The organism is Citrobacter sp. RHBSTW-00029 (assembly GCF_014104295.1).
GTDB classification, from domain to species: Bacteria; Pseudomonadota; Gammaproteobacteria; order Enterobacterales; family Enterobacteriaceae; genus Citrobacter; species Citrobacter youngae.
This window is the reverse complement of the sequence record NZ_JABXRT010000001.1, coordinates 2,297,114-2,319,510: the sequence shown is the minus strand read 5'-3', so window position 1 is coordinate 2,319,510 and position 22,397 is coordinate 2,297,114. Positions and strand designations below refer to the sequence as shown.

The window sequence follows — 22,397 nt, the reverse complement described above, 5'->3', positions numbered from 1 at the left end:
GTTTTAACCTTCGTTGACACAATATTCAACAAAACGTTAAAACATTATTCTCTTATCAGGATGTCCAACATCATGATTAAATATTAAGTTAATACTGAGAGCATGAAATGAAAATTACCATTTCTGGTACCGGATATGTTGGCCTGTCAAATGGTCTTCTTATCGCCCAACATCATCAGGTCATTGCTCTGGACATTGTCCCTTCACGTGTCGAGATGCTAAATAATCGGATGTCTCCGATAGTCGATAAAGAAATTGAACAGTATCTACAATCAAGCGATATAAATTTTAAAGCCACGCTGGACAAGTACGACGCCTACCAGAATGCAGATTTTGTTATTATTGCAACGCCTACAGATTACGACCCGAAAACAAACTATTTTGATACCTCCAGCGTTGAATCAGTTATCAGAGATGTGATTGCAATAAATCCTGATGCACTCATGGTGATTAAATCAACAGTACCTGTTGGTTTTACGCAGACTATGCGACAGAAATTTAACTCGGATAATATTATCTTTTCTCCTGAGTTCCTGCGCGAAGGGAAGGCACTGTATGATAACTTATACCCTTCACGAATTGTCATCGGCGAACGATCTGCTCGTGCTGAGCGTTTTGCTGCCTTATTACAGGAAGGGGCGATAAAGCAGGATATCCCGGTGCTGTTCACTGATTCTACTGAAGCTGAAGCCATTAAGCTTTTTGCAAATACCTATCTGGCAATGCGTGTTGCTTATTTTAACGAACTTGATAGCTATGCAGAAAGCCTGGGGCTTAATGCACGACAGATCATCGAGGGGGTTTGTCTGGACCCGCGTATTGGTAACCATTACAACAATCCTTCATTCGGTTATGGTGGATATTGTCTGCCAAAAGACACGAAGCAATTACTTGCCAACTATCAATCTGTACCTAATAATATTATTTCAGCCATCGTTGATGCTAACCGCACACGAAAAGATTTTATTGCTGATGCCATTCTTTCGCGTAAACCCAAAGTTGTCGGTATCTATCGCCTGATTATGAAAAGTGGCTCGGATAATTTCAGGGCATCGTCTATTCAGGGCATCATGAAACGCATTAAAGCGAAAGGTATCCCGGTCATAATTTATGAACCGGTAATAGCAGAAGAGAGTTTCTTCCATTCACGGGTTGAGCGTGATCTGGCTAAATTTAAAAGTGAGGCCGATGTGATTATCTCTAACCGCATGGCAGAAGAACTGCAGGATGTCGCTGATAAGGTGTATACCCGCGATTTATTCGGTAACGATTAAACGCTCGGCGAAATAATTGATACCGGCATCATGCCGGTATCAGTCTATTACTGATGGCGCTTGCGTAAATTCTCAATCACTGTCGTCAGATCGAGATCCTGGTCCTGCAGCAGAACCAGCAGGTGATACATCAGATCCGATGCCTCATTGGTCAACTCGAAACGGTCATGCACGGTCGCGGCCAGTGCTGTCTCAACACCTTCCTCTCCAACTTTCTGGGCAATTCGCTTCGTACCGCTGGCGTACAATTTTGCGGTATAGGAGCTGGCGGGATCTGCCGTTTTACGCTCAGCCAGGAGTTGCTCCAGTTGATACAGGAACAACCATTGGTGGCTGGACTCACCAAAACAACTGCTGGTGCCTTTGTGACAGGTTGGCCCAATAGGGTTAACCAGCGCCAGCAGGGTGTCGTTGTCGCAATCAGCGGAAATGCTGACGACATTAAGAAAGTTGCCAGAGGTTTCACCTTTGGTCCACAGGCGTTGTTTAGTACGCGAGAAAAAGGTCACTTTGCCGCTTTCGATCGTTTTATCCAGCGCTTCCGGGTTCATATACCCGAGCATCAGCACCTCACCGGAAACTGCATGCTGCACGACGACCGGCATCATCCCATCGGTTTTTTCCCAGTCCAGCTCGCGGCATTGTTGCTTGGTTAACATATCCTGATCTCCACGCCCTGTGTTGCCAGGTACGCTTTTAATTCGCCAATATTGATAATTTGCTTGTGGAAGACCGAGGCGGCAAGCGCGCCATCGACATCCGCATCCCTGAAGGCTTCGAGAAAGTGCTCCATCGTTCCGGCACCGCCTGAGGCGATCAGCGGAACGTGGCAAACTTCGCGCACTTTTTTCAACTGCTCGAGATCGTAGCCGTTACGCACGCCGTCCTGGTTCATCATATTAAGAACGATTTCACCGGCGCCCAGTTTTTGCACCTCTGTTACCCAGTCGATCGTTTCCCACTGCGTGACGCGGGTACGGCTTTCATCCCCGGTATATTGGTTAACGTGATATTTGCCGGTTTCTGCGTCATACCACGTATCAATGCCCACCACGATACACTGCACGCCAAAGCGATCCGCCAGGCGGGTGATCAACGTTGGGTCAGCCAGAGCCGGGGAGTTGATAGAAATTTTATCTGCGCCGAAAGACAGTATCTTTGCGGCATCCTCTGGTGATTTAATCCCACCGGCGACACAGAACGGAATGTCGATCACTTCTGCCACGCGTGATACCCAGCTTTTGTCCACCACGCGACCATCGCTCGATGCGGTGATATCGTAAAAAACCAGCTCATCTGCGCCTTCATCGGCATAGCGTTTCGCCAGCGGAACGATATCGCCAATAATCTCGTGATTGCGGAATTGAACACCTTTGACAACCTGTCCGTCACGAACATCAAGGCAAGGGATTATGCGTTTTGCCAGCATTGGATGGCCTCCTCAACGGTGAATTTACCTTCCAGCAAAGCACGACCCACAATGACGCCGCCAACGCCGGTTCCGCGCAGGGCGGCGACATCTTCAATCCCACCAATCCCGCCGGATGACTGAAATGCCACCTGCGGATATTTGGCGCACACTTCTTCATAAAGCGCGACGTTTGAGCCCGCCAGCGTGCCGTCGCGGGAGATATCGGTGCACAGCACGTGCTTCAGGCCGACGGGTAAATAGGTCTCAACCAGTTCTTCCAGTGAAACCCCGGAATCTTCCTGCCAGCCGCTAACTGCAACCTGTTTATTCCCGTGCTCGTCAATCCGCACATCCAGAGCCAGAACCAGCGCGTCGGCACCAAAACGGGCAAACCAGTTCTTGACGACTTCGGGAGATTTTACCGCAGTCGAACCCACCACTACGCGGGCGACGCCAGCGTTAAGCAGCGCTTCAATATCTGCTTCGGTACGTACGCCACCCCCTACCTGCACCGGCACGTTTACGCCAGCCACCAGTGTTTTAATCAGCGGTATTTGCCGTTTCTGCGGATCTTTTGCCCCGGTCAGATCCACCAGGTGCAACACCTTTGCGCCTTGTGCGGCATAGCTTTGTAAACGGGTCAGGGGATCGTTACCGTAATCACGCTGCGTTGCGTAATCGCCCTGATGAAGACGCACAACCGTGCCGTCGATTAAATCTAATGCCGGAATAATCATTACATCTCCAGAAAGTTTTTCAGCAACTTCGCGCCAGCGGCACCTGAACGCTCCGGGTGGAACTGCACGCCAAAGAAATTATCTTTTTGTACCGCTGCGGTGAAGGGCTCACCGTAGTTGCATTGCGCAATAGTCCATGGGTTCACCGGCATGGCGTAGCTGTGTACAAAATAGAAATACGCCCCATCCTCAATGCCCTGGAAAAGGCGGTTTCCGGCCTGTGGATAGACACGGTTCCAGCCCATATGCGGCAACGGCAGACCAAAATCGGTCATTTTGGGTACGTCTTGATCAACAATCCCCAGCAGGGAGACACCGTTACTTTCTTCACTGCGTCGACCAAGCAGCTGCATACCTAAGCAAATCCCCAGTACAGGCTGTGTGCAGGCTTTGATCAGTTCAATCAGCTCACGCTCGTGTAGCTGATCCATTGCCGCCTGGGCGGTACCGACACCCGGCAAAAACAGTTTATCGGCGCGCAGCACAACATCCGCATCGCGGCTAACTACCGGATCGTAGCCGTGGCGTGCGACGGCGGATTTCACCGAGTTCAGGTTGGCACAGCCGGTGTCGAGGATCACCACGTTCATCACAGCACCCCTTTTGAAGAAGGAAGCGTGTCGCCTTCTACGCGAATAGCCTGGCGCAGCGTGCGGCCAAAGGCTTTGAATAGACTTTCCACGCGGTGGTGGTCATTTTTACCTTTGGTTTTAAGGTGTAACGTGACGCCCATGGTGTAAGAGAGCGAACGGAAGAAGTGTTCGATCATCTCCGTACTCAGATCGCCGACGCGCTGGTAGGTAAACTCAGCCCGGTACTCCAGGTGTGGACGCCCGGAGATATCCAGGGCGCAGCGTGCCAGGCACTCGTCCATCGGCAGCACAAAACCAAAACGGTTGATGCCGCGTTTATCGCCCAACGCCAGTTTTAAGGCTTCGCCCAGAGCCAGCCCTGTATCCTCAACGGTGTGGTGATCGTCAATATACAGATCGCCTTTGACGGCTATTTCCATACGAAAACCACCGTGGGTCGAGATTTGATCCAGCATGTGGTCAAAGAAGCCGACGCCGGTATTAATTTTGCTGCGGCCTTCGCGGTCCAGCCAGACTTTAACGTCAATCTGCGTTTCTTTGGTATTACGCTCAACGTGGGCGTAACGATCCCGTTTGGTTAGTTGCTCACCGATCATTGCCCAGTTCAGCGTATCGCGGTGATAGCGTAACCCGGTGATGCCCATGTTTTCCGCCAGTTGAATATCGGTTACGCGATCGCCGATCACGTAGCTGTTCTCGGTATCCAGCGCCTGTTCAATCAGGTATTGCTCGACCAGCTTCACTTTGGGTTTACGACAATCACACGCGTCTGCCGGCAGGTGCGGACAGATCAGTACTTCATCAAATATGACGCCCTGCGAGGTGAAAACTTGCATCATCAGGTTGTGTGGACCGTCAAAATCCGCCTGCGGGAAGCTCTGTGTTCCCAGTCCATCCTGGTTGGTGATCATCACCAGCTTAAAACCAGCTTTTTGTAGTTTTAGCAAGACCGGGACAACCTCCGGCTCAAAGGCAAGTTTGTCGAAGCGATCAACCTGAAAGTCACTGGGCGGCTCGGAAATCAGGGTTCCATCACGGTCAATAAAAAGATACTTCTGGCTCATACTTGCTCCGCACGTAAGGCGTCAATGACGCGCTGGCTCTCTTCGCGGGTTCCGACAGTAATACGCAGGCAGCCGCTCAATGAAGGTTGTTTGTTCTGGTCTCGTAAGATAATGCCCTGATCCCACAAAGATTTAAATACGCTGCTTGATGCTGTGAAGCGCGCCAGAACATAGTTGGTTTCAGAATCGAAAACCTGTTCTACGCAGCGGATGGTTTTCAGGCTATCAACCAGGTACTGACGCTCTTGCAGAATCTGCGCCACGCGCTCACGCATGGCGGAAATGCCTTGCGGCGTTAGTGCCTGAGCGGCGATATCTGCCACAGGTGTAGAGAGCGGGTAAGGCGCGATCACTTTCAACAACAGGTTGATGACATCTTCATTAGCTAGCGTAAATCCGCAGCGCAAACCGGCAAGGGCAAACGCCTTAGACAGGGTGCGCAGTACCACCAGGTTTGGGTATTCCGACAGCCAACCCGCCAGTGTGGCCTGCGGGCAAAACTCGATATACGCTTCATCGGCGACCACGATGGCTTTGCCCTGCGTCATGTCGAGCAGTGAACGCAGATCCTGCGGGTTAATTAACTGGCCCGTCGGGTTATTGGGGCTGCAAACGTAAACCACTTTCACGCCATCAAGCTTGTCAGCGATGCCCTGTAAATCCAGTTGCCAGTCGGCAAGAGTCGGCACGGTGCGACATTCAACGCCAATGGTTTCCGCACTGACGCTATACATACCATAGGTCGGCGGGCAGTAGAGAATCGCATCTTTACCCGGCTCGCAAAAAGCACGTACCAGCAACTCGATACCTTCATCAGCACCGCGGCTGACCAGTACCTGCTCTGGCTTAACGCCCGCATACTGTGCGTAGTTCTCGATCACCGCCTTCGGCTGGCACTCCGGATAACGGTTCAGTGTTTGCTGAGTTAGCTGGAATTCAACGGCGGTGGGGAACTCATTGGCATTGAGCCAGACGTCGCCATTTCCGCCCAGACGGCGGGCAGACTGATACGGTGTTAGCTCACGGACATTTTTACGAGCTAAATCAGTAACGCTGAGAATGTTGTCAGTGCTCATGCTTGCTCCTTCAGGGCGTTAACGCGCAGGGTAACGGCATTTTTGTGGGCTGTCAGTCGTTCTGCTGCGGCCAGCGTTTCGATGGTTGCGGCCAGGGCAGAGAAACCTTGCGGCGATAATTCCTGTACGGTCATCCGCTTCTGGAAATCGGCCAGTCCAAGACTTGAGCAGGTTGCGGTGTAGCCGTAGGTAGGCAGCACGTGGTTAGTCCCGGAGGCATAGTCACCGGCAGATTCCGGTGACCAGTCACCGAGAAAGACAGAGCCCGCACTGGTGATGTCATCGACAAGTTCGCGAGCATTGCGGGTCTGAATGATCAGGTGCTCCGGGCCGTACGCATTAGAAATCGCTACGCATTGCGTAAGGGAGCGGGTGACAATCAGACGACTGGCGCTTAACGCCTGCCGCGCGGTTTCAGCGCGTGGCAGCGCTGCAAGCTGGCGTTCTACTGCTTCAGCAACCCGGCTGGCCATACCGGCATCCGGCGTCAGCAGGATCACTTGGGAATCGGGGCCGTGTTCGGCCTGCGAGAGTAAGTCAGAGGCAACGAAATCCGGCGTGGCGCCGCTGTCGGCAATCACCAGCACTTCAGACGGACCTGCTGGCATATCGATGGCGGCACCGTCCAGACGCTGACTCACCTGACGTTTGGCTTCGGTCACAAAGGCATTACCGGGGCCAAAAATTTTGTCCACTTTCGGCACGGATTCACTGCCAAATGCCAGCGCGGCAATAGCTTGTGCGCCCCCAACGTTAAACACCTCCTGTACGCCGCAGAGCTGCGCAGCATACAGAATTTCATCGGCGATAGGTGGGGGAGAGCACAACACCACTTTTTTACAGCCTGCAATGCGGGCCGGGGTGGCGAGCATTAACACTGTTGAGAAGAGTGGCGCGGAGCCCCCGGGAATGTACAGTCCAACAGAATTTACCGGGCGGGTAACCTGCTGGCAGCGTACACCGGGCTGCGTTTCAATATCGACTACCGGCAGTTGTTGCGCGTTATGAAACGTTTCGATGTTTTTCACGGCGACTGCCATGGCCTGTTTCAGGTCATTGCCAAGACGTGCGCCGGCGGCGGCAATCTCTTCAGCGCTGACTTTCAGCGCACTCACGTTAGTTTTATCAAACTTTGCGCTGTATTCACGTAGCGCTGCGTCACCGCGCGACTTTACGTTATGCAGAATTTCGCTCACGGTACGGGTGATGCTATCTGACGCCGAGATTGCCGGGCGCATCAGTAATTCACTTTGCTGCTCTTCAGTACAGCTATTCCAGTCGATGATGGTATTAAAGCTCATAATCGTCTTCCTTTTTTTGCCGGATGGCACGTTGTTTATCCGGCCTACGGGTCTTGTAGGCCCGGCTAGCGAAGCGCTACCGGGCAGCATAAGTGGAATTACTCCATCATCTTCTCAATAGGCAGCACCAGGATGGAGCTGGCGCCAAGCGCTTTCAGTTTTTCCATCGTTTCCCAGAACAGGGTTTCGCTGCTAACCATGTGCATTGCCACGCGCTGCTGATCGCCGGCCAGTGGCAAAATCGTTGGGCGTTCAGCGCCTGGCAGCAAGGCGATAACGTCGTCCAGACGTTCACTTGGCGCGTGCATCATGATGTATTTAGATTCGCGCGCCTGAATAACCCCCTGAATACGGGTCAGCAGCTTATCGATCAGTTGTTGCTTAGCATCGGCCATTTCTCCGTCACGCTGAATCAGACAGGCTTTGGAGCGGTAAATGACTTCCACTTCACGCAGGCCGTTGGCTTCAAGCGTTGCACCGGTAGAGACCAGATCGCAGATTGCATCAGCAAGTCCTGCACGGGGAGCAACTTCGACAGAGCCGTTTAACAAACAGGATTTGAACGACACTCCTTTCTGGTCGAGATAGCGTTTGAGCAGGTGCGGATAAGAGGTGGCGATGCGTTTGCCGTTCAGTGCCGACGGACCGTCCCAGGCTTCGTCTACTGGGGTCGCCAGCGAAAGACGACAGCCGCCGAAGTCCAGACGACGTAACGTAAAGTAACGAGGATCTTCACCCTGTGCGCGGCGGTTGAGCAGTTCTTCTTCCAGCACGTTTTCACCGATGATGCCGAGATCAACGACGCCATCCATGACCAGACCCGGGATATCGTCATCGCGTACGCGCAGAATATCAATTGGCATATTTTCTGCCATCGCAATCAGGCGCTGGGTGTGAAGATTAATTTTAATACCACAGCGGGCCAGCAATTCGCGTGAGTCATCGCTTAAACGGCCTGATTTCTGCATAGCTATGCGTAAGCGGGTGTTGTCTAACATTCTCTATTCCTCGTTATCCTGTCTGAATCGGTTTGGGTCACGCACAAAAAAAAGCCCCCGGAAGAAATCTTCCGGGGGCTTTCTCATACGCTCATGCACCACTGGAAGATTTAAATGTCTCCCAGCACACATCGCCTGAAAGACTAGTCAGGATGATGGTGATGATGGTGATTAAATTGAGCGCGTGTCATAAATTTTCTCGATGAATGCTTATTCATTTGATGTCTTTTAACCTAAACCACTTTAGCCACGGAAAGCAAGGGCTTTTTTTGATCATTAATTCATTTCATATTGATACTATGAATTGTCAGCCACCGTGGGCTGGCGTAGCCTTGGGTTATAGGCCAAAAGTCAGGAGAAAAGGCATGAAAAAGGTCGCAATTGTCGGATTAGGTTGGTTAGGCATGCCATTAGCCATGTCTCTGGCGGCCAGGGGCTGGCAGGTTACCGGCAGCAAAACCACATTGGATGGGGTGGAAGCGGCCCGAATGAGCGGTATTGAAAGCTACTCGTTGCGCCTGGAGCCTGAACTGGTCTGTGAACCTGACGATCTCGATGCGCTAATGGATGCGGATGCGCTGGTCATCACCCTGCCTGCACGCCGTAGTGGCCCGGGTGAGTCGTTTTACTTGCAGGCAATGCAGGAACTGGTCGACAGTGCGCTGGCGTATCGTATTCCACGGATTATTTTTACCAGCTCTACCTCAGTTTATGGTGATGTGCAGGGGACAGTAAAAGAGGGCACACCACGCAATCCGGTCACGGCGAGCGGTCGTGCCCTGAAAGAACTTGAAGACTGGCTGCACAATCTGCCGGGAACGTCGGTGGATATTCTGCGCCTGGCGGGCCTTGTGGGACCGGGCAGACATCCCGGTCGCTTTTTTGCGGGTAAAACAGCACCTGATGGACAGCATGGCGTCAATCTGGTGCATCTGGATGACGTGGTTTCTGCTATCACGTTGCTGCTACAAGCGCCTAAAGGGGGACACATCTATAATATATGTGCGCCTATGCATCCGGCACGCAATGTGTTCTACCCTCAGATGGCTCGCCTGTTGGGGATGGAACCACCGGATTTCCGGGACGGAGTGGATAACGGTAAAGGTAAAGTCATTGATGGCAACCGAATTTGCAATGAGCTTGGGTTTGAGTACCAGTATCCCGATCCGCTGGTGATGCCGATGGAGTGACAGATCAGCAGAGTGTCGCTGTATACCGCCAGGGGGCGAGTATGAAACCACTGCTGGATGTTCTGATCATTCTTGATGCGTTAGAGAAAGAGGGGAGTTTCGCGGCGGCGTCCGCAAAATTGTTTAAGACGCCGTCAGCGCTGAGTTATACCGTCCACAAATTGGAAAGCGATCTCAATATTCAGTTGTTGGATCGCAGTGGACACCGGGCCAAATTTACCCGTACCGGACAGATGCTGCTGGAAAAGGGACGCGAGGTATTACATACCGTGCGCGAACTCGAAAAGCAGGCCATCAAACTGCATGAAGGATGGGAGAATGAACTGGTTATCGGCGTAGACGATACCTTTCCCTTTTCGCTTCTTGCCCCGCTTATCGAATCTTTCTATCAACACCACAGCGTGACGCGTCTTAAATTTATCAATGGCGTATTGGGCGGCTCCTGGGATGCCCTGATTCAGGGCCGGGCCGATATCATTGTGGGTGCCATGCGTGACCCACCCACAGCGAGTGACTTTGGTTTTGCGCGTCTGGGTGTGCTTGAACAGGTTTTTGTTGTTGCCCCCCATCATCCACTGGCGCAGGAACCGGAACCGTTGAGTCGTAGAACGATCAAACGTTTTCGCGCCATTGTGGTCGGCGATAATGTGCATCCCGCGAACGTATCGGCTTCTCAGCTACTTGACGATCAGGAAGCCATCACCGTTTTTGACTTCAAAACCAAACTGGAACTGCAGATAAGTGGTTTGGGGTGTGGTTATATTCCGCGCTATCTGGCACAACGATTTCTGGACAGCGGGGCCCTGATTGAGAAGAAAGTTGTCGCGCAGATTCTGTTTGAACCCGTGTGGATTGGCTGGAACGAGCAGACCGCGGGATTAGCCAGTGCATGGTGGCGGGATGAAATTTTAGCAAATAGTGCTATCGCGGGTGTCTATGTAAAAACGGTTGTCGATAATTCAATCGGTTAGGAAAAAATATTTTTTGACAAGGCTCTCATTCTCTTGTCATTTCGCCCTAATTTAGTGCAAAATACGCCGCTTGCAAAAAATGACATTAACCGACGTTTTAATACGCGTCGGTTATTTTTTTGCATCAAACCAATCATTCATAAAAGAGGCCGGGCTTCGTACCGGATAGATACTTACTTAAAAATCGACAGTTGTTGTCGCTGAGGATTAACAAAAAATGGGGCAATTTTTTGCTTACGCGACGGTTTCCGCCGTAATGGAGGATAACCATGTCGCATAACGCTACTCCAAACACCTCTCGCGTGGAATTACGTAAAACGCTTACGCTGGTTCCGGTTGTCATGATGGGCCTTGCCTATATGCAGCCGATGACGCTGTTCGATACATTCGGTATCGTATCAGGAATGACCGATGGTCACGTCCCGACAGCTTACGCCTTTGCACTGATCGCCATCCTTTTTACCGCACTGAGTTACGGTAAACTGGTGCGTCGCTATCCGTCTGCAGGCTCTGCCTACACTTACGCCCAGAAATCCATAAGCCCGACCGTTGGCTTTATGGTGGGTTGGTCATCACTGCTGGACTACCTGTTCGCACCGATGATCAACATTCTGTTGGCGAAAATCTATTTTGAAGCCCTGGTGCCGTCGATACCGTCATGGATTTTCGTGGTAGCACTGGTGGCCTTTATGACTGCTTTTAACCTGCGCAGCCTCAAATCTGTCGCGAACTTCAACACCGTGATCGTGCTGTTGCAGGTCGTGTTGATTGCGGTGATCCTCGGCATGGTCGTTTATGGCGTGTTCGAAGGGGAAGGTGCGGGTACGCTGGTGAGCAGTCGTCCGTTCTGGTCAGGTGACGCACACGTGATTCCAATGATCACGGGTGCCACTATCCTGTGCTTCTCGTTCACTGGTTTCGACGGTATCAGCAACCTCTCTGAAGAGACCAAGGATGCTGAGCGCGTGATCCCGCGTGCAATTTTCCTGACTGCGCTGATTGGTGGCCTGATCTTTATTGTCTCTACCTATCTGTTGCAGCTGTACTTCCCGGATATCTCTCGCTTCAAGGACCCGGATGCTTCACAGCCTGAAATCATGCTGTACGTAGCCGGTAAGTTCTTCCAGGTCGGCGCGCTGATTTTCTCCACCATTACCGTATTGGCATCCGGGATGGCGGCGCATGCAGGCGTAGCGCGTCTGATGTACGTGATGGGGCGTGACGGTGTATTCCCGAAAAGTTTCTTCGGTTATGTACACCCGAAATGGCGTACTCCGTCCATGAACATCATCCTGGTTGGCGCGATTGCCTTGCTGGCAATCAACTTCGACCTGGTGATGGCGACGGCGCTGATTAACTTTGGTGCGCTGGTGGCGTTTACCTTCGTTAACCTGTCGGTAATCTCCCAGTTCTGGATCCGTGAGAAGCGTAACAAGACGCTGAAAGACCACTTCCAGTATCTGTTCCTGCCGATGTGTGGTGCGCTGACCGTGGGTGCGTTATGGGTAAACCTGGAAGAGAGCTCTATGGTTCTGGGGCTGATCTGGGCTGGTATTGGTCTGATCTACCTGGCTTGTGTGACCAAGAGTTTCCGCAACCCGGTACCTCAGTACGATGAAGATATTGCGTAATAGCTTAATCTGACATCGAAAAACCGGAGACATGTTCTCCGGTTTTTTTATTCCGCTGCTTTATTTCCAGCCAATATTAATAACCGTTAGTTCTAAATTAGAGAATTTGGTTATTGGTTCTGAACCAGTTAGTCATGAATAATTTCCTGACTAATATACTTCTGGCTAATTAATTTATGTTTTCAATGGTCTTAAGCGGGCTCATCTGTGGCGCGCTGCTTGGCTTTGTCATGCAACGTGGACGATTTTGTCTGACGGGCGGTTTTCGCGATATGTATATTGCGAAAAACAATCGTATGTTTTATGCGCTACTGATAGCCATCTCTGTGCAAAGCGTGGGTGTCTTTGCGCTGATCCAGGCGGGTTTACTCAGCTATGATGCCGGCACCTTCCCATGGCTGGGAACTGTTGTTGGTGGTTATGTCTTTGGCATCGGAATTGTTTATGCGGGCGGGTGTGCTACCGGAACCTGGTATCGTGCAGGAGAAGGGCTTATCGGTAGCTGGATTGCGCTGTTTACCTATATGGTGATGAGTGCGGTGATGCGCTCTACGCATGCGAGTGGGCTGAATCAGGCGCTGAAAACCTACAGTACTGAGCATAACTCCATTGCCGATACGTTGAGCCTGTCCGTATGGCCACTGATCGCTATTCTGCTGGCGGTTACAGTGTGGGTGGTAGCGAAAGAGCTGAGAAAACCAAAATTGAAAGTCGCTACGCTACCGCCTCGTCGTACCGGCCTTGCGCATATTTTGTTTGAGAAGCGCTGGCATCCATTTGTTACTGCGGTTCTGATTGGGCTGATTGCGCTGTTGGCATGGCCGCTGAGCGAAGCAACCGGACGAATGTTTGGCCTGGGTATCACGTCACCAACCGCCAATATTTTGCAATTTCTTGTCGCAGGCGACAGTAAGTTTATTAACTGGGGAGTGTTCCTGGTGCTGGGCATTTTTATCGGCTCATTTATTGCAGCGAAAGCCAGTCGCGAATTTCGCGTTCGCGCAGCCGACGCACTCACCACGCTGCGTAGCGGTTTTGGTGGTCTGTTAATGGGCTTTGGTGCCAGCATCGCGGGTGGCTGTTCGATTGGCAACGGTCTGGTTATGACGGCGATGATGACCTGGCAGGGATGGGTTGGCCTGGTCTTTATGATTTTCGGTGTCTGGACCGCGTCATGGATTGTGTATATCAGACCGCAGCGTAAGGCAAAACTAGTCGCTGCTGCGGCAAATTAAGCGTAAGGATTTGATGATGGCAATTAAAAGACTGGATGTGGTCACACAGGTTTGTCCGTTTCCACTGATTGAAGCAAAAGCGGCACTGGCTGAAATGGCAAGTGGTGATGAACTGGTGATCGAATTTGACTGTACCCAGGCAACTGAGGCAATCCCGCAATGGGCCGCCGAAGAGGGGCACGTGATTACTGATTATCAACAGGTGGGTGACGCCGCCTGGAGCATTACGGTGCAGAAAGCGTAACCAGGATCCCTCCGCCGTCTGGCGGAGGGCATTTCATCTTCAGACTATCTCTTGCGCATACTGCCAGAGTGATTTCAGTAGCACCAGCTTCTCTTTATTGTCAGCATATTGCTGACTCAACATCTGCAATTCATTCGCGTAATTTTGCAAAAACTCCGGTGTGAATACCTGACGACGATGATCCAGCCAGCGTTGCTGCTCCCCCTCATCCAGTGTTCCGGGGAAATTGCGTGCGCGATAATTAAACAACAGTTTTTCAATGCGCTTGTCGACAAAAGTGATGTCCAGTGCGGGTAAATTTCGAGGTTCGGTTTCCAGAACGATCTTCATTGCGGCGCGGTCGGCATCGCTGAAAAAACCGTTGTATAACTGCGCATCTACGTTATCCGATGGCGCAAAGGGTTCTGCTTCGGCAAAAATAGCCACCACTTTATCGCGCACCTGCGGGTTTTCACGCAGGACTTTAAGATTATCCAGGCAATGCTGGCGGTTAATTCCGAGACGATCGGCATCTTCCGGACGTAACGTATTAGCCTGTGCCAGAACCGGGCATTTGTTGATATGCACCAGTTTAACCGGCACCGCTGCGTTATCCCCCAGATCGGCTTTGGCAGTGTAAAGACGTGCGCGCAGGGTGTCGCTATCCAGTTCAAGCAAGGGAGAAATATCACCCGCTAAGTCGACCATAATAACCGCATTACGATTATCCGGATGCCAGGCAAGCGGGGCAACCCAACTGGTGTTACCTCGCCATGCACCGAACATTCCAGATACATGCACTAAGGGCTTCATTTGCGGGACATCAATCAACGCAGCCAGCTTGTGTTTATTGCGGTGACTGTAGAGATAGTCAAACAGACGCGGCTGACGTGACTTTACGAGTTGCGCCATTGCAATGGTGGCATACACGTCTGCCATCGCATCGTGGGCATTAGCATGCTCAATACCGTTGGCGCGGGTCAGGAGCTCAAGGCGGAAACTGGGTAGACCATCGTCGTTTTCTGGCCAGTTGATCCCTTCCGGTCGTAGCGCATAGCAGGCGCGCATTACATCCAGCAAATCCCAGCGAGAATTGTCGTTCTGCCAGCTCCAGGCGTAGGGATCATAAAAATTGCGATACAGGATATTACGTGTCACTTCATCATCGAAGCGCACATTGTTATAGCCGAGGATACACGTTTTCGGCACGGTAAACAGCGCATGGATACGGGCAGCAAAAGCGGCTTCGTTCTCACCCTTTTCACGTGCTTCTTGCGGCGTAATACCGGTTATCAGTACCGCTTCGGGTTGTGGCAGATAGTCGTCGGCGGGCTTGCAGTAAAAGACTTCGGGATCGCCAATGATATTGAAATCGCTATCTGTGCGGATGGCCGCAAACTGTGCGGGTCTGTCCAGTGCCGGATGGGTACCAAAGGTCTCGTAATCGTGGAAGAGAAAACCAGGTTGCTGCTTGCCGTCATTCATTGTTCAGTTATGTCCGGGATCAATTTAGCGCTTATCTAAGAATACCAAAAAATAGCGCGGTAATCAGCAACGGGATTATCAATGCCCGGCGGTGGCCGCAATAAAATTGCGGTAAACGTGATTAAAATAAAATGAATTAATAGATTTGGGGTTTTAAGGATATTTCATGAAATAAGATAACGTTATTTTGTGAGTGCATAAATAAGCTAATTGAGAACTATTATTGTTATTTTTACGTTTGGTAGTGTGTTCTGGAAACTTTAAAACTCTTTTATAAACAATGAGTTTTATTCTTGCCAGTTAACGGAATTTCATTGTAATGAAATGTGAGTAAGGTTAAAAATTAATAATTTAAAGGCCATATAATCATTGGATATATCTAATAACAGGAGGTTATATGAGCATTAGTCGGCGTAATTTTTTGCGGGGTGTGGGTATTGGCTGCTCGGCCTGTGCAATAGGCAGTTTCCCCCCTGGCGCACTGGCGCGAAATTCACCAGAGAGTATTAAAGGGAAAACATCCCTGACGCCGAGTCTGTGTGAAATGTGTTCCTTTCGCTGTCCAATTCAGGCTCAGGTGATTAATAATAAAACAGTTTTTATCTAGGGAAACCCTAATGCCCCTCAGCAAGGCACGCGCGTTTGTGCTCGTGGGGGCAGCGGTGTTAGCCTGATAAACGACCCGCACCGGATTGTTAAACCAATGAAACGCACCGGGCTGCGTGGCAGTGGCGAATGGCAGGTCATTAGCTGGCAACAGGCGTATAAAGAAATTGCCGAAAAGATGGCGGCAATAAAAAATCAATATGGGCCGCAGGGCGTTGTATTCTCCTCTAAATCTGGTTCGCTTTCCGGCCATTTATTTCATTTGGCGACGGCTTTTGGCTCACCAAATACCTTTACGCACGCTTCAACTTGTCCAGCAGGTAAAGCCATTGCCGCCAAAGTGATGATGGGTGGGGATTTAGCAATGGATATCGCCAATACCCGCTATATGGTCTCTTTTGGACATAACCTCTATGAAGGGATTGAGGTTGCTGATACTCATGAACTGATGACCGCACAAGAGAAGGGCGCGAAGATGGTCAGCTTCGACCCCCGGCTGTCGGTATTTTCCAGTAAGGCGGATGAATGGCATGCGATTAAACCGGGGGGCGACTTACCGGTGCTGATGGCGATGTGCCACGTCATGATTACTGAAAAATTGTATGACGCGGGATTCGTTGAACGCTACACAACAGGTTTTGACCAACTGGCAGAGGTAGTACAAGAGGCCACGCCGGAATGGGCACAAAAGTTGGCCGACGTGCCTGCGGATGTCATTACCCGGGTGACTCGAGAAATGGCGGCCTGCGCCCCCCATGCGATTGTCAGCCCTGGTCACCGTGCGACTTTTTCGCAGGAAGAGATCGACATGCGGCGCATGATTTTCACCCTCAACGTGCTGCTGGGAAATATTGAGCGCGAAGGCGGCATGTACCAGAAAAAAGCCGCTGCAACCTACAATAAGCTGGCAGGAGAGAAGGTGGCTCCGGTGCTGGCGAAACCGGATGCCAAACTCCCTAAGCCAACGGCGCAGCGTATTGACCTGGTCGCGCCGCAATTCAAATACATCGCTGCGGGCGGTGGGGTGGTGCAGAGCATTATCGATGCTGTGTTAAACCAGACGCCTTATCCGGTGAAAGGATGGATTATGTCCCGGCATAACCCTTTTCAAACCGTGACCTGTCGGCCGGATCTGGTCAAAACCGTTGAGCAGTTGGATCTGGTGGTGAGCTGCGATGTCTATTTAAGCGAAAGCGCGGCCTATGCCGATTACCTGTTACCTGAATGCACCTATCTCGAACGCGATGAAGAAGTCTCTGATATGTCGGGGCTGAATCCGGCCTATGCGCTGCGCCAGCAGGTCGTTGAGCCTATCGGTGATGCGCGCCCAAGCTGGCAAATCTGGAAAGAGCTGGGTGAGCAATTGGGTCTTGGGCAGTACTATCCGTGGCAAGATATGCAAGTACGCCAGTTGTATCAGCTCAATGGTGACCATGCGTTATCTGCTGAACTGCGCCAGAAAGGGTATCGGGAGTGGGGCGTTCCACTGTTACTCCGTGAGCCTGAATCGGTACGCCAGTTTACTGCGCAGTATCCGGGAGCAGTGGCCGTTGACAATGACGGTACGTATGGCGAACAACTGCGCTTCAAATCCCCATCCGGAAAGATCGAACTTTATTCCGAAGAACTGGAAACTCTCCTGCCGGGCTATGGTATTCCGCGTGCACGCAATTTTGCGCTCAAGGCCGACAATGAACTCTATTTCATTCAAGGCAAAGTCGCAGTTCACACCAATGGCGCGACGCAATATGTCCCATTACTCAGCGAACTGATGTGGGATAACGCGGTGTGGATCCACCCGAAAACGGCTGGAGAAAAAGGGATTAAAAGCGGCGATGACATCTGGCTTGAAAATGCGACGGGTAAGGAGAAAGGCAAAGCGCTGGTCACTGCCGGTATTCGACCCGACACGCTGTTCGTCTATATGGGATTCGGCGCCAAGGCTGGCGCGAAAACCGCAGCGACAACGCATGGGATCCACTGTGGCAACCTGCTTCCGCATGTAACCAGTCCGGTATCCGGCACAGTGGTCCATACCGCTGGCGTTACGCTTCGTCGGGCATGAGAAAGGAGAACATCATGAATCAGTCAACAAATCCGTATGTCATGCTGCATGACGAGAAACGCTGTATTGGTTGTCAGGCGTGCACAGTTGCCTGCAAAGTTCTGAATGATGTGCCAGAAGGTTTTAGCCGGCTGCAGGTGCAGATCCGCTCACCGGAAAACGAACCTGAGGTGCTGTCTCACTTTCAGTTTGTCCGCGTCTCCTGCCAGCACTGCGAAGATGCGCCTTGTGTCAGCGTCTGTCCGACTGGCGCTTCGTTTCGGGACGAAAACGGCATTGTGCAGGTGGACAAGTCCCGCTGTATTGGCTGTGATTATTGCGTAGCTGCCTGTCCGTTCCATGTGCGCTACCTGAACCCACAAACAGGAATTGCAGATAAATGTAACTTTTGCGCAGACACCCGTCTGGACGCTGGACAATCGCCTGCCTGTGTTTCCGTATGCCCTACGGATGCGCTGAAGTTTGGTCGCCGTGATGACCCTGAAATTCAGCACTGGATTCTTCAAAAAGAGGTTTACCGTCAGCAGGATACGCGTAGCGGTGCGGTGAGTATTTTTCGGCGTAAAGAGATTCATCAGGAGGGAAAAGTATGAATTCTATCTGGGGAGCAGAGCTTAACTATGCGCCAGACTACTGGCCGCTGTGGCTCATTTATGCCGGCGTAGTCATTCTGTTGATGATTGCCGGTCTGGTGATGCATGCACTGCTGCGTCGAATGCTGGCACCCAAAACGGCAGCCGGAGAAGAGCACCGTGACTATCTCTACTCATTGGCTGTCCGCCGTTGGCACTGGGGAAATGCGCTGCTTTTTATCCTGCTTCTGCTCAGCGGTTTGTTCGGCCATTTTTCTATCGGACCGGTAGCGCTGATGGTGCAGGTGCACACCTGGTGTGGATTCGCATTACTGGCTTTCTGGATTGGCTTCGTCATGATCAATGCCACCAGCGGCAACGGTAGTCACTATCGTGTGCAATTCAGCGGGTTGATAACGCGTTGCCTGCTGCAAACGCGTTTTTATCTGTATGGGATAATGAAAGGTGAGGCACATCCGTTTGCGGCAACAGCGGAGAATAAATTTAACCCCCTGCAACAGTTAGCCTATCTGGCCATCATGTATGCGTTGGTTCCGCTGTTAATCATTACCGGGTTGCTCTGTCTTTACCCGCAGATTATAGGCGCCGGGCCGGTGGTGCTGGTGCTGCATATGGTGTTGGCGATTGTTGGCATTCTGTTCATTTGTGCACATATTTACCTGTGCACATTGGGTGACACACCGGGGCAAATCTTTCGCAGCATGATTGACGGCTATCACCGTCATCGCAGCCATCATGCAGAAACAGCATCACATAAAGGCTAATCCTGCGCGTATTTTGCAGGGGAAGTCCGTCTGACTTTTTTCTTTAACAGCAAGAAAATGTGCCTTATGTCACATTTTCTTGCAATTTATCCATGTTTGTTCGGCAGAACTTCCGTAAAAAGAACGGCTATTTCTCCTGGTTATGAGGACATGCTGTTGAAACGCCGTTTGTTTATTGCCGCTTCGCTATTCGCGATAAGTTTTTCGTCCGCTTATGCGACTGATGTCGCCAGTTTTGCACCTCGGCCTCCCGCCATCAATGCTGGCGCGTGGGTGCTTATGGATTACACCACGGGCCAAACCCTGACCGCCGGTAATGAACACCAGCAACGCAACCCCGCCAGCCTGACCAAGTTAATGACCGGCTATGTTGTCGATCGCGCGATTGATAGCCATCGCATTAGCCCAACGGATATCGTCACTGTCGGACGTGACGCATGGGCGAAAGATAATCCGGTGTTTGTAGGCTCATCATTAATGTTCCTGAAAGAAGGCGATCGCGTGTCAGTACGCGATTTAAGTCGCGGCTTAATTGTTGATTCCGGCAATGACGCATGCGTCGCGCTGGCGGATTACATCGCGGGTGGACAGCCACAGTTTGTCGCGATGATGAACAGTTACGTTGAGAAGCTGAAGCTTAAAGATACACATTTCGAAACGGTGCATGGGCTGGACGCGCCAGGCCAGCATAGCTCGGCCTACGATCTGGCCGTGTTGTCCCGGGCGATTATTCACGGGGAACCTGAGTTCTACCACATGTACAGTGAGAAGAGTCTTACCTGGAATGGTATCACGCAGCAAAACCGTAACGGGCTGCTGTGGGATAAAACGATGAACATCGATGGCCTGAAGACCGGGCACACATCCGGGGCAGGATTTAACCTGATCGCCTCCGCAGTTGATGGACAACGTCGCTTGATTGCCGTGGTCATGGGAGCCGAGAGCGCGAAAGGGCGCGAGGATCAGGCACGCAAACTGCTGCAGTGGGGGCAACAAAATTTTGATACGGTGCAGGTTTTGCGTAGCGGTAAGCAAGTCGGCGTCGAACGAATCTGGTATGGCGATAAAGAAAAAATTAGCCTCGGTACCGATCAGGATTTCTGGATGGCGCTTCCTAAGGCTGAAGTCCAGAATATCAAAGCAAAATATGTTCTTGATAAGAAAGAATTGGTAGCGCCTATTGCCGCGCATCAACGCGTGGGGGAAATTGAACTCTATGACAGGGATAAGCTGGTGGCGCATTGGCCACTGGTCACCCTGGAATCGGTCAGTAAAGGCGGCGTATTTTCGCGTCTGAGCGATTACTTCCACCATAAGGTGTAATTTTTCACCCATGCTACTGACTGGCAAGAGTGCGAAACTGCTCACATAATAATCACTATTTCCTTGTGGCCGTAATATACAATAATTACACTGTATATAAATACAGTGTAATGACGGAGGTTATATGGAGTACGAGATAAAGCAGGTCGATAAACGCAGGATTGCTGGTTTTCATATGGTTGGACCGTGGGAGCAAACGGTAAAGCAGGGTTTTGAGCAGTTAGTCATGTGGGTGGATGACAAGCAGATAGTGCCGCTGGAATGGATCGCCGTTTATTACGACAACCCGGATGTTGTACCTGCTGACAAACTGCGCTGCGATACTGTGGTTTCCGTCGCAGAGAATTTCGAGATCCCAGAGAACAGCGAAGGTGTGATACTGACTGAACTGGCCGGTGGTGAGTATGCTATTGCTGTTGCTCGTGTTGAAAATCATGACTTTGCGACGCCATGGTATCAATTTTTTAATCTTCTGCTACAGGACGCAACATACCAGATAGCCGCCAAACCCTGTTTTGAGATTTATATGAATAATGGCATGGAAGACGGTTACTGGGACATCGAAATGTATGTGCCGGTACAGCCGAAGTAGCTGTTTTTTGTGTAAATCAGGATGAAAGTCCTGGTGATAACGATGATGTTTTCACTAAAAAAGCAGGTACAATTCTGTTCTTTGCTATTCCCTGACGGAGTGGATGAGTGCGTGCCGATAAGTCGCTGAGTCCTTTTGAAATTCGTTTGTATCGTCATTATCGTGTAGTGCACGGTATTCGCATTGCGCTGGCGTTTCTTCTTACTTTTCTGTTGGTTCGCCTGCTGGATATTCCTGAAGGTACGTGGCCTCTGATCACGCTGGTGGTGATTATGGGGCCTATTTCATTCTGGGGTAATGTCGTCCCAAGAGCGCTTGAACGCATTGGCGGGACGATTCTGGGCTCAGTACTTGGGCTGGTTGCTCTGCGTCTCGAACTCTTGTCACTTCCGCTTATGCTGATATGGTGCGCAGTAGCGATGTTTCTCTGCGGCTGGCTGGCCTTAGGTAAAAAACCCTATCAGGCGTTGCTGATTGGTATAACGCTTGCCGTCGTCGTCGGGGCTCCTGCGGGTGACATGAATACAGCGTTGTGGCGCGGTGGCGACGTGATTCTGGGATCGTTACTGGCGATGCTGTTTACCGGCATCTGGCCGCAGCGGGCATTTATTCACTGGCGTATTCAACTGGCGCATTGTGTAACGGGGTACAATCGGGTGTATCAGGCCGCGCTCTCCCCCAATTTGCTCGAGCAGCCCCGACTGGAGAAGCATTTACAACAACTACTGAGTGACGTTGTCAAAATGCGTGGACTCATCGTTCCTGCCAGTAAAGAGACCCACATCCAAAAATCCATCTTTGAAGCTATTCAGACGGTTAACCGCAACCTGGTGTGCATGCTTGAGCTGCAAATCAACGCGCTGTGGGCGACACGTACCAGTCACTTTGTGATGCTGAACGCGCATACCTTGCGTGAAACTCAGCTCAGAACGCAACAAGCGCTACTGACGATCACTCATGCGCTATATGAAGGTAATCCGCAGCCGATACTTGTCAATACGGAAAAACTCAATGACACCGTGGCGGAGTTGCGCCAACTCATCGCTGAGCATAAAGGCGATAATGTTGCTGAAACACCTATTCATGGCTATGTCTGGTTGAATATGGAGATGGCACGGCAACTGGAATTGCTCTCACATTTGATTTGTCGCGCGCTGCGCAAATAAAGAGCAGATGAGGGGATTGGTTCTACTGCTGCTTCGATTCAGCAAAGATTAAGGGTATGATACTGAAAAAGGCTAAAACCATTGGTAACTACAATGGCT

General features: G+C 51.1%; 20 protein-coding genes, 2 pseudogenes and 1 other annotated feature. Of the genes and pseudogenes, 12 read left to right on the top strand and 10 right to left on the bottom strand.

All coding sequences use genetic code 11. The features are described 5' to 3' along the window. Window positions 1-107: 107 nt before the first annotated feature. Entirely contained in the window at window positions 108-1,274 is a 1,167-nt protein-coding gene (gene ugd / locus HV041_RS11520; RefSeq protein ID WP_116360228.1) for a UDP-glucose 6-dehydrogenase, read from the top strand. A gap of 47 nt (window positions 1,275-1,321) precedes the next feature. On the opposite strand, the gene hisIE is transcribed toward ugd, so the two are convergent. From hisIE to hisL, 9 genes are all read right to left on the bottom strand, one after another. Next, a complete protein-coding gene (gene hisIE, locus HV041_RS11515; RefSeq protein WP_048212023.1) occupies window positions 1,322-1,933 on the bottom strand; it encodes a bifunctional phosphoribosyl-AMP cyclohydrolase/phosphoribosyl-ATP diphosphatase HisIE in 612 nt (203 codons plus the stop codon). Beyond that, the gene (gene hisF / locus HV041_RS11510; RefSeq protein WP_048212022.1) at window positions 1,927-2,703 is read right to left on the bottom strand and encodes an imidazole glycerol phosphate synthase subunit HisF; all 777 of its coding nucleotides are present in this window, start codon (window positions 2,701-2,703) and stop codon (window positions 1,927-1,929) included. The genes hisIE and hisF overlap by 7 nt, the downstream gene beginning before the upstream one ends. After that, on the bottom strand, window positions 2,685-3,422 hold the full coding sequence (gene hisA, locus HV041_RS11505; protein WP_061067698.1) for a 1-(5-phosphoribosyl)-5-[(5-phosphoribosylamino)methylideneamino]imidazole-4-carboxamide isomerase: 738 nt from the start codon (window positions 3,420-3,422) through the stop codon (window positions 2,685-2,687). The genes hisF and hisA overlap by 19 nt, the downstream gene beginning before the upstream one ends. Beyond that, window positions 3,422-4,012 (bottom strand): imidazole glycerol phosphate synthase subunit HisH, encoded by a 591-nt coding sequence (gene hisH / locus HV041_RS11500; RefSeq protein WP_048212020.1) that lies wholly within the window; start codon window positions 4,010-4,012, stop codon window positions 3,422-3,424. Before hisH ends, hisA begins: the two co-directional genes overlap by 1 nt. Next, window positions 4,012-5,079: a bifunctional histidinol-phosphatase/imidazoleglycerol-phosphate dehydratase HisB gene (hisB, locus tag HV041_RS11495; RefSeq protein WP_048212019.1), complete on the bottom strand. Its 1,068-nt coding sequence runs from the start codon at window positions 5,077-5,079 to the stop codon at window positions 4,012-4,014. The genes hisH and hisB overlap by 1 nt, the downstream gene beginning before the upstream one ends. Continuing rightward, window positions 5,076-6,155 (bottom strand): histidinol-phosphate transaminase, encoded by a 1,080-nt coding sequence (gene hisC / locus HV041_RS11490; protein ID WP_061067700.1) that lies wholly within the window; start codon window positions 6,153-6,155, stop codon window positions 5,076-5,078. Before hisC ends, hisB begins: the two co-directional genes overlap by 4 nt. After that, window positions 6,152-7,456: a histidinol dehydrogenase gene (gene hisD, locus HV041_RS11485; protein ID WP_121584483.1), complete on the bottom strand. Its 1,305-nt coding sequence runs from the start codon at window positions 7,454-7,456 to the stop codon at window positions 6,152-6,154. Before hisD ends, hisC begins: the two co-directional genes overlap by 4 nt. A 98-nt stretch (window positions 7,457-7,554) precedes the next feature. Then, complete coding sequence (gene hisG / locus HV041_RS11480) at window positions 7,555-8,454, bottom strand: ATP phosphoribosyltransferase (protein ID WP_005128078.1); 900 nt, start codon at window positions 8,452-8,454, stop codon at window positions 7,555-7,557. Between the two features lie 45 nt (window positions 8,455-8,499). Beyond that, window positions 8,500-8,622: a sequence feature (His leader region), on the bottom strand. Continuing rightward, entirely contained in the window at window positions 8,598-8,645 is a 48-nt protein-coding gene (gene hisL / locus HV041_RS11475) for a his operon leader peptide (protein WP_101741515.1), read from the bottom strand. (Overlaps the previous feature by 25 nt.) Window positions 8,646-8,819: 174 nt before the next feature. On the opposite strand from hisL, the gene HV041_RS11470 reads away from it, so the two are divergent. The 5 genes and pseudogenes from HV041_RS11470 to tsuB all read left to right on the top strand — a co-directional run bounded on the left by HV041_RS11470 (window position 8,820) and on the right by tsuB (window position 13,725). Further along, window positions 8,820-9,644: an SDR family oxidoreductase gene (locus HV041_RS11470; RefSeq protein WP_048212016.1), complete on the top strand. Its 825-nt coding sequence runs from the start codon at window positions 8,820-8,822 to the stop codon at window positions 9,642-9,644. A 41-nt stretch (window positions 9,645-9,685) separates the two neighbouring features. Continuing rightward, window positions 9,686-10,670 (top strand): annotated as a pseudogene (locus HV041_RS11465) (LysR substrate-binding domain-containing protein). A gap of 214 nt (window positions 10,671-10,884) precedes the next feature. Then, window positions 10,885-12,246 carry a putrescine/proton symporter PlaP gene (plaP, locus tag HV041_RS11455; protein WP_040231916.1) on the top strand — a complete coding sequence of 454 codons (1,362 nt, stop codon included), beginning with the start codon at window positions 10,885-10,887 and terminating at the stop codon, window positions 12,244-12,246. Window positions 12,247-12,422: 176 nt separating this feature from the next. Beyond that, a complete protein-coding gene (gene tsuA, locus HV041_RS11450; RefSeq protein WP_121584485.1) occupies window positions 12,423-13,481 on the top strand; it encodes a thiosulfate utilization transporter TsuA/YeeE in 1,059 nt (352 codons plus the stop codon). 16 nt (window positions 13,482-13,497) lie between these two features. Beyond that, entirely contained in the window at window positions 13,498-13,725 is a 228-nt protein-coding gene (gene tsuB, locus HV041_RS11445) for a thiosulfate utilization sulfurtransferase TsuB/YeeD (protein WP_048212013.1), read from the top strand. Window positions 13,726-13,764: 39 nt separating this feature from the next. Here tsuB and sbcB read toward each other — a convergent pair whose 3' ends face one another. Further along, window positions 13,765-15,189 carry an exodeoxyribonuclease I gene (gene sbcB, locus HV041_RS11440; RefSeq protein WP_048212012.1) on the bottom strand — a complete coding sequence of 475 codons (1,425 nt, stop codon included), beginning with the start codon at window positions 15,187-15,189 and terminating at the stop codon, window positions 13,765-13,767. 397 nt (window positions 15,190-15,586) lie between these two features. Here sbcB and phsA point away from each other — a divergent pair. The 6 genes and pseudogenes from phsA (at window position 15,587) to HV041_RS11410 (ending at window position 22,298) form a co-directional block, all read left to right on the top strand. Further along, a pseudogene (gene phsA, locus HV041_RS11435) lies at window positions 15,587-17,860 on the top strand (thiosulfate reductase PhsA). Window positions 17,861-17,874: 14 nt separating this feature from the next. After that, the gene (phsB, locus tag HV041_RS11430; protein WP_005128061.1) at window positions 17,875-18,453 is read left to right on the top strand and encodes a thiosulfate reductase electron transport protein PhsB; all 579 of its coding nucleotides are present in this window, start codon (window positions 17,875-17,877) and stop codon (window positions 18,451-18,453) included. Beyond that, window positions 18,450-19,217 carry a thiosulfate reductase cytochrome B subunit gene (gene phsC / locus HV041_RS11425; protein WP_005128058.1) on the top strand — a complete coding sequence of 256 codons (768 nt, stop codon included), beginning with the start codon at window positions 18,450-18,452 and terminating at the stop codon, window positions 19,215-19,217. The genes phsB and phsC overlap by 4 nt, the downstream gene beginning before the upstream one ends. Window positions 19,218-19,367: 150 nt before the next feature. Next, window positions 19,368-20,540 carry a serine-type D-Ala-D-Ala carboxypeptidase DacD gene (dacD, locus tag HV041_RS11420; RefSeq protein WP_075551386.1) on the top strand — a complete coding sequence of 391 codons (1,173 nt, stop codon included), beginning with the start codon at window positions 19,368-19,370 and terminating at the stop codon, window positions 20,538-20,540. Between the two features lie 124 nt (window positions 20,541-20,664). Further along, complete coding sequence (sbmC, locus tag HV041_RS11415; RefSeq protein WP_005128054.1) at window positions 20,665-21,132, top strand: DNA gyrase inhibitor SbmC; 468 nt, start codon at window positions 20,665-20,667, stop codon at window positions 21,130-21,132. A 107-nt stretch (window positions 21,133-21,239) separates the two neighbouring features. Further along, on the top strand, window positions 21,240-22,298 hold the full coding sequence (locus HV041_RS11410; RefSeq protein WP_048212010.1) for an FUSC family protein: 1,059 nt from the start codon (window positions 21,240-21,242) through the stop codon (window positions 22,296-22,298). The last annotated feature ends 99 nt before the right edge of the window (window positions 22,299-22,397 follow it).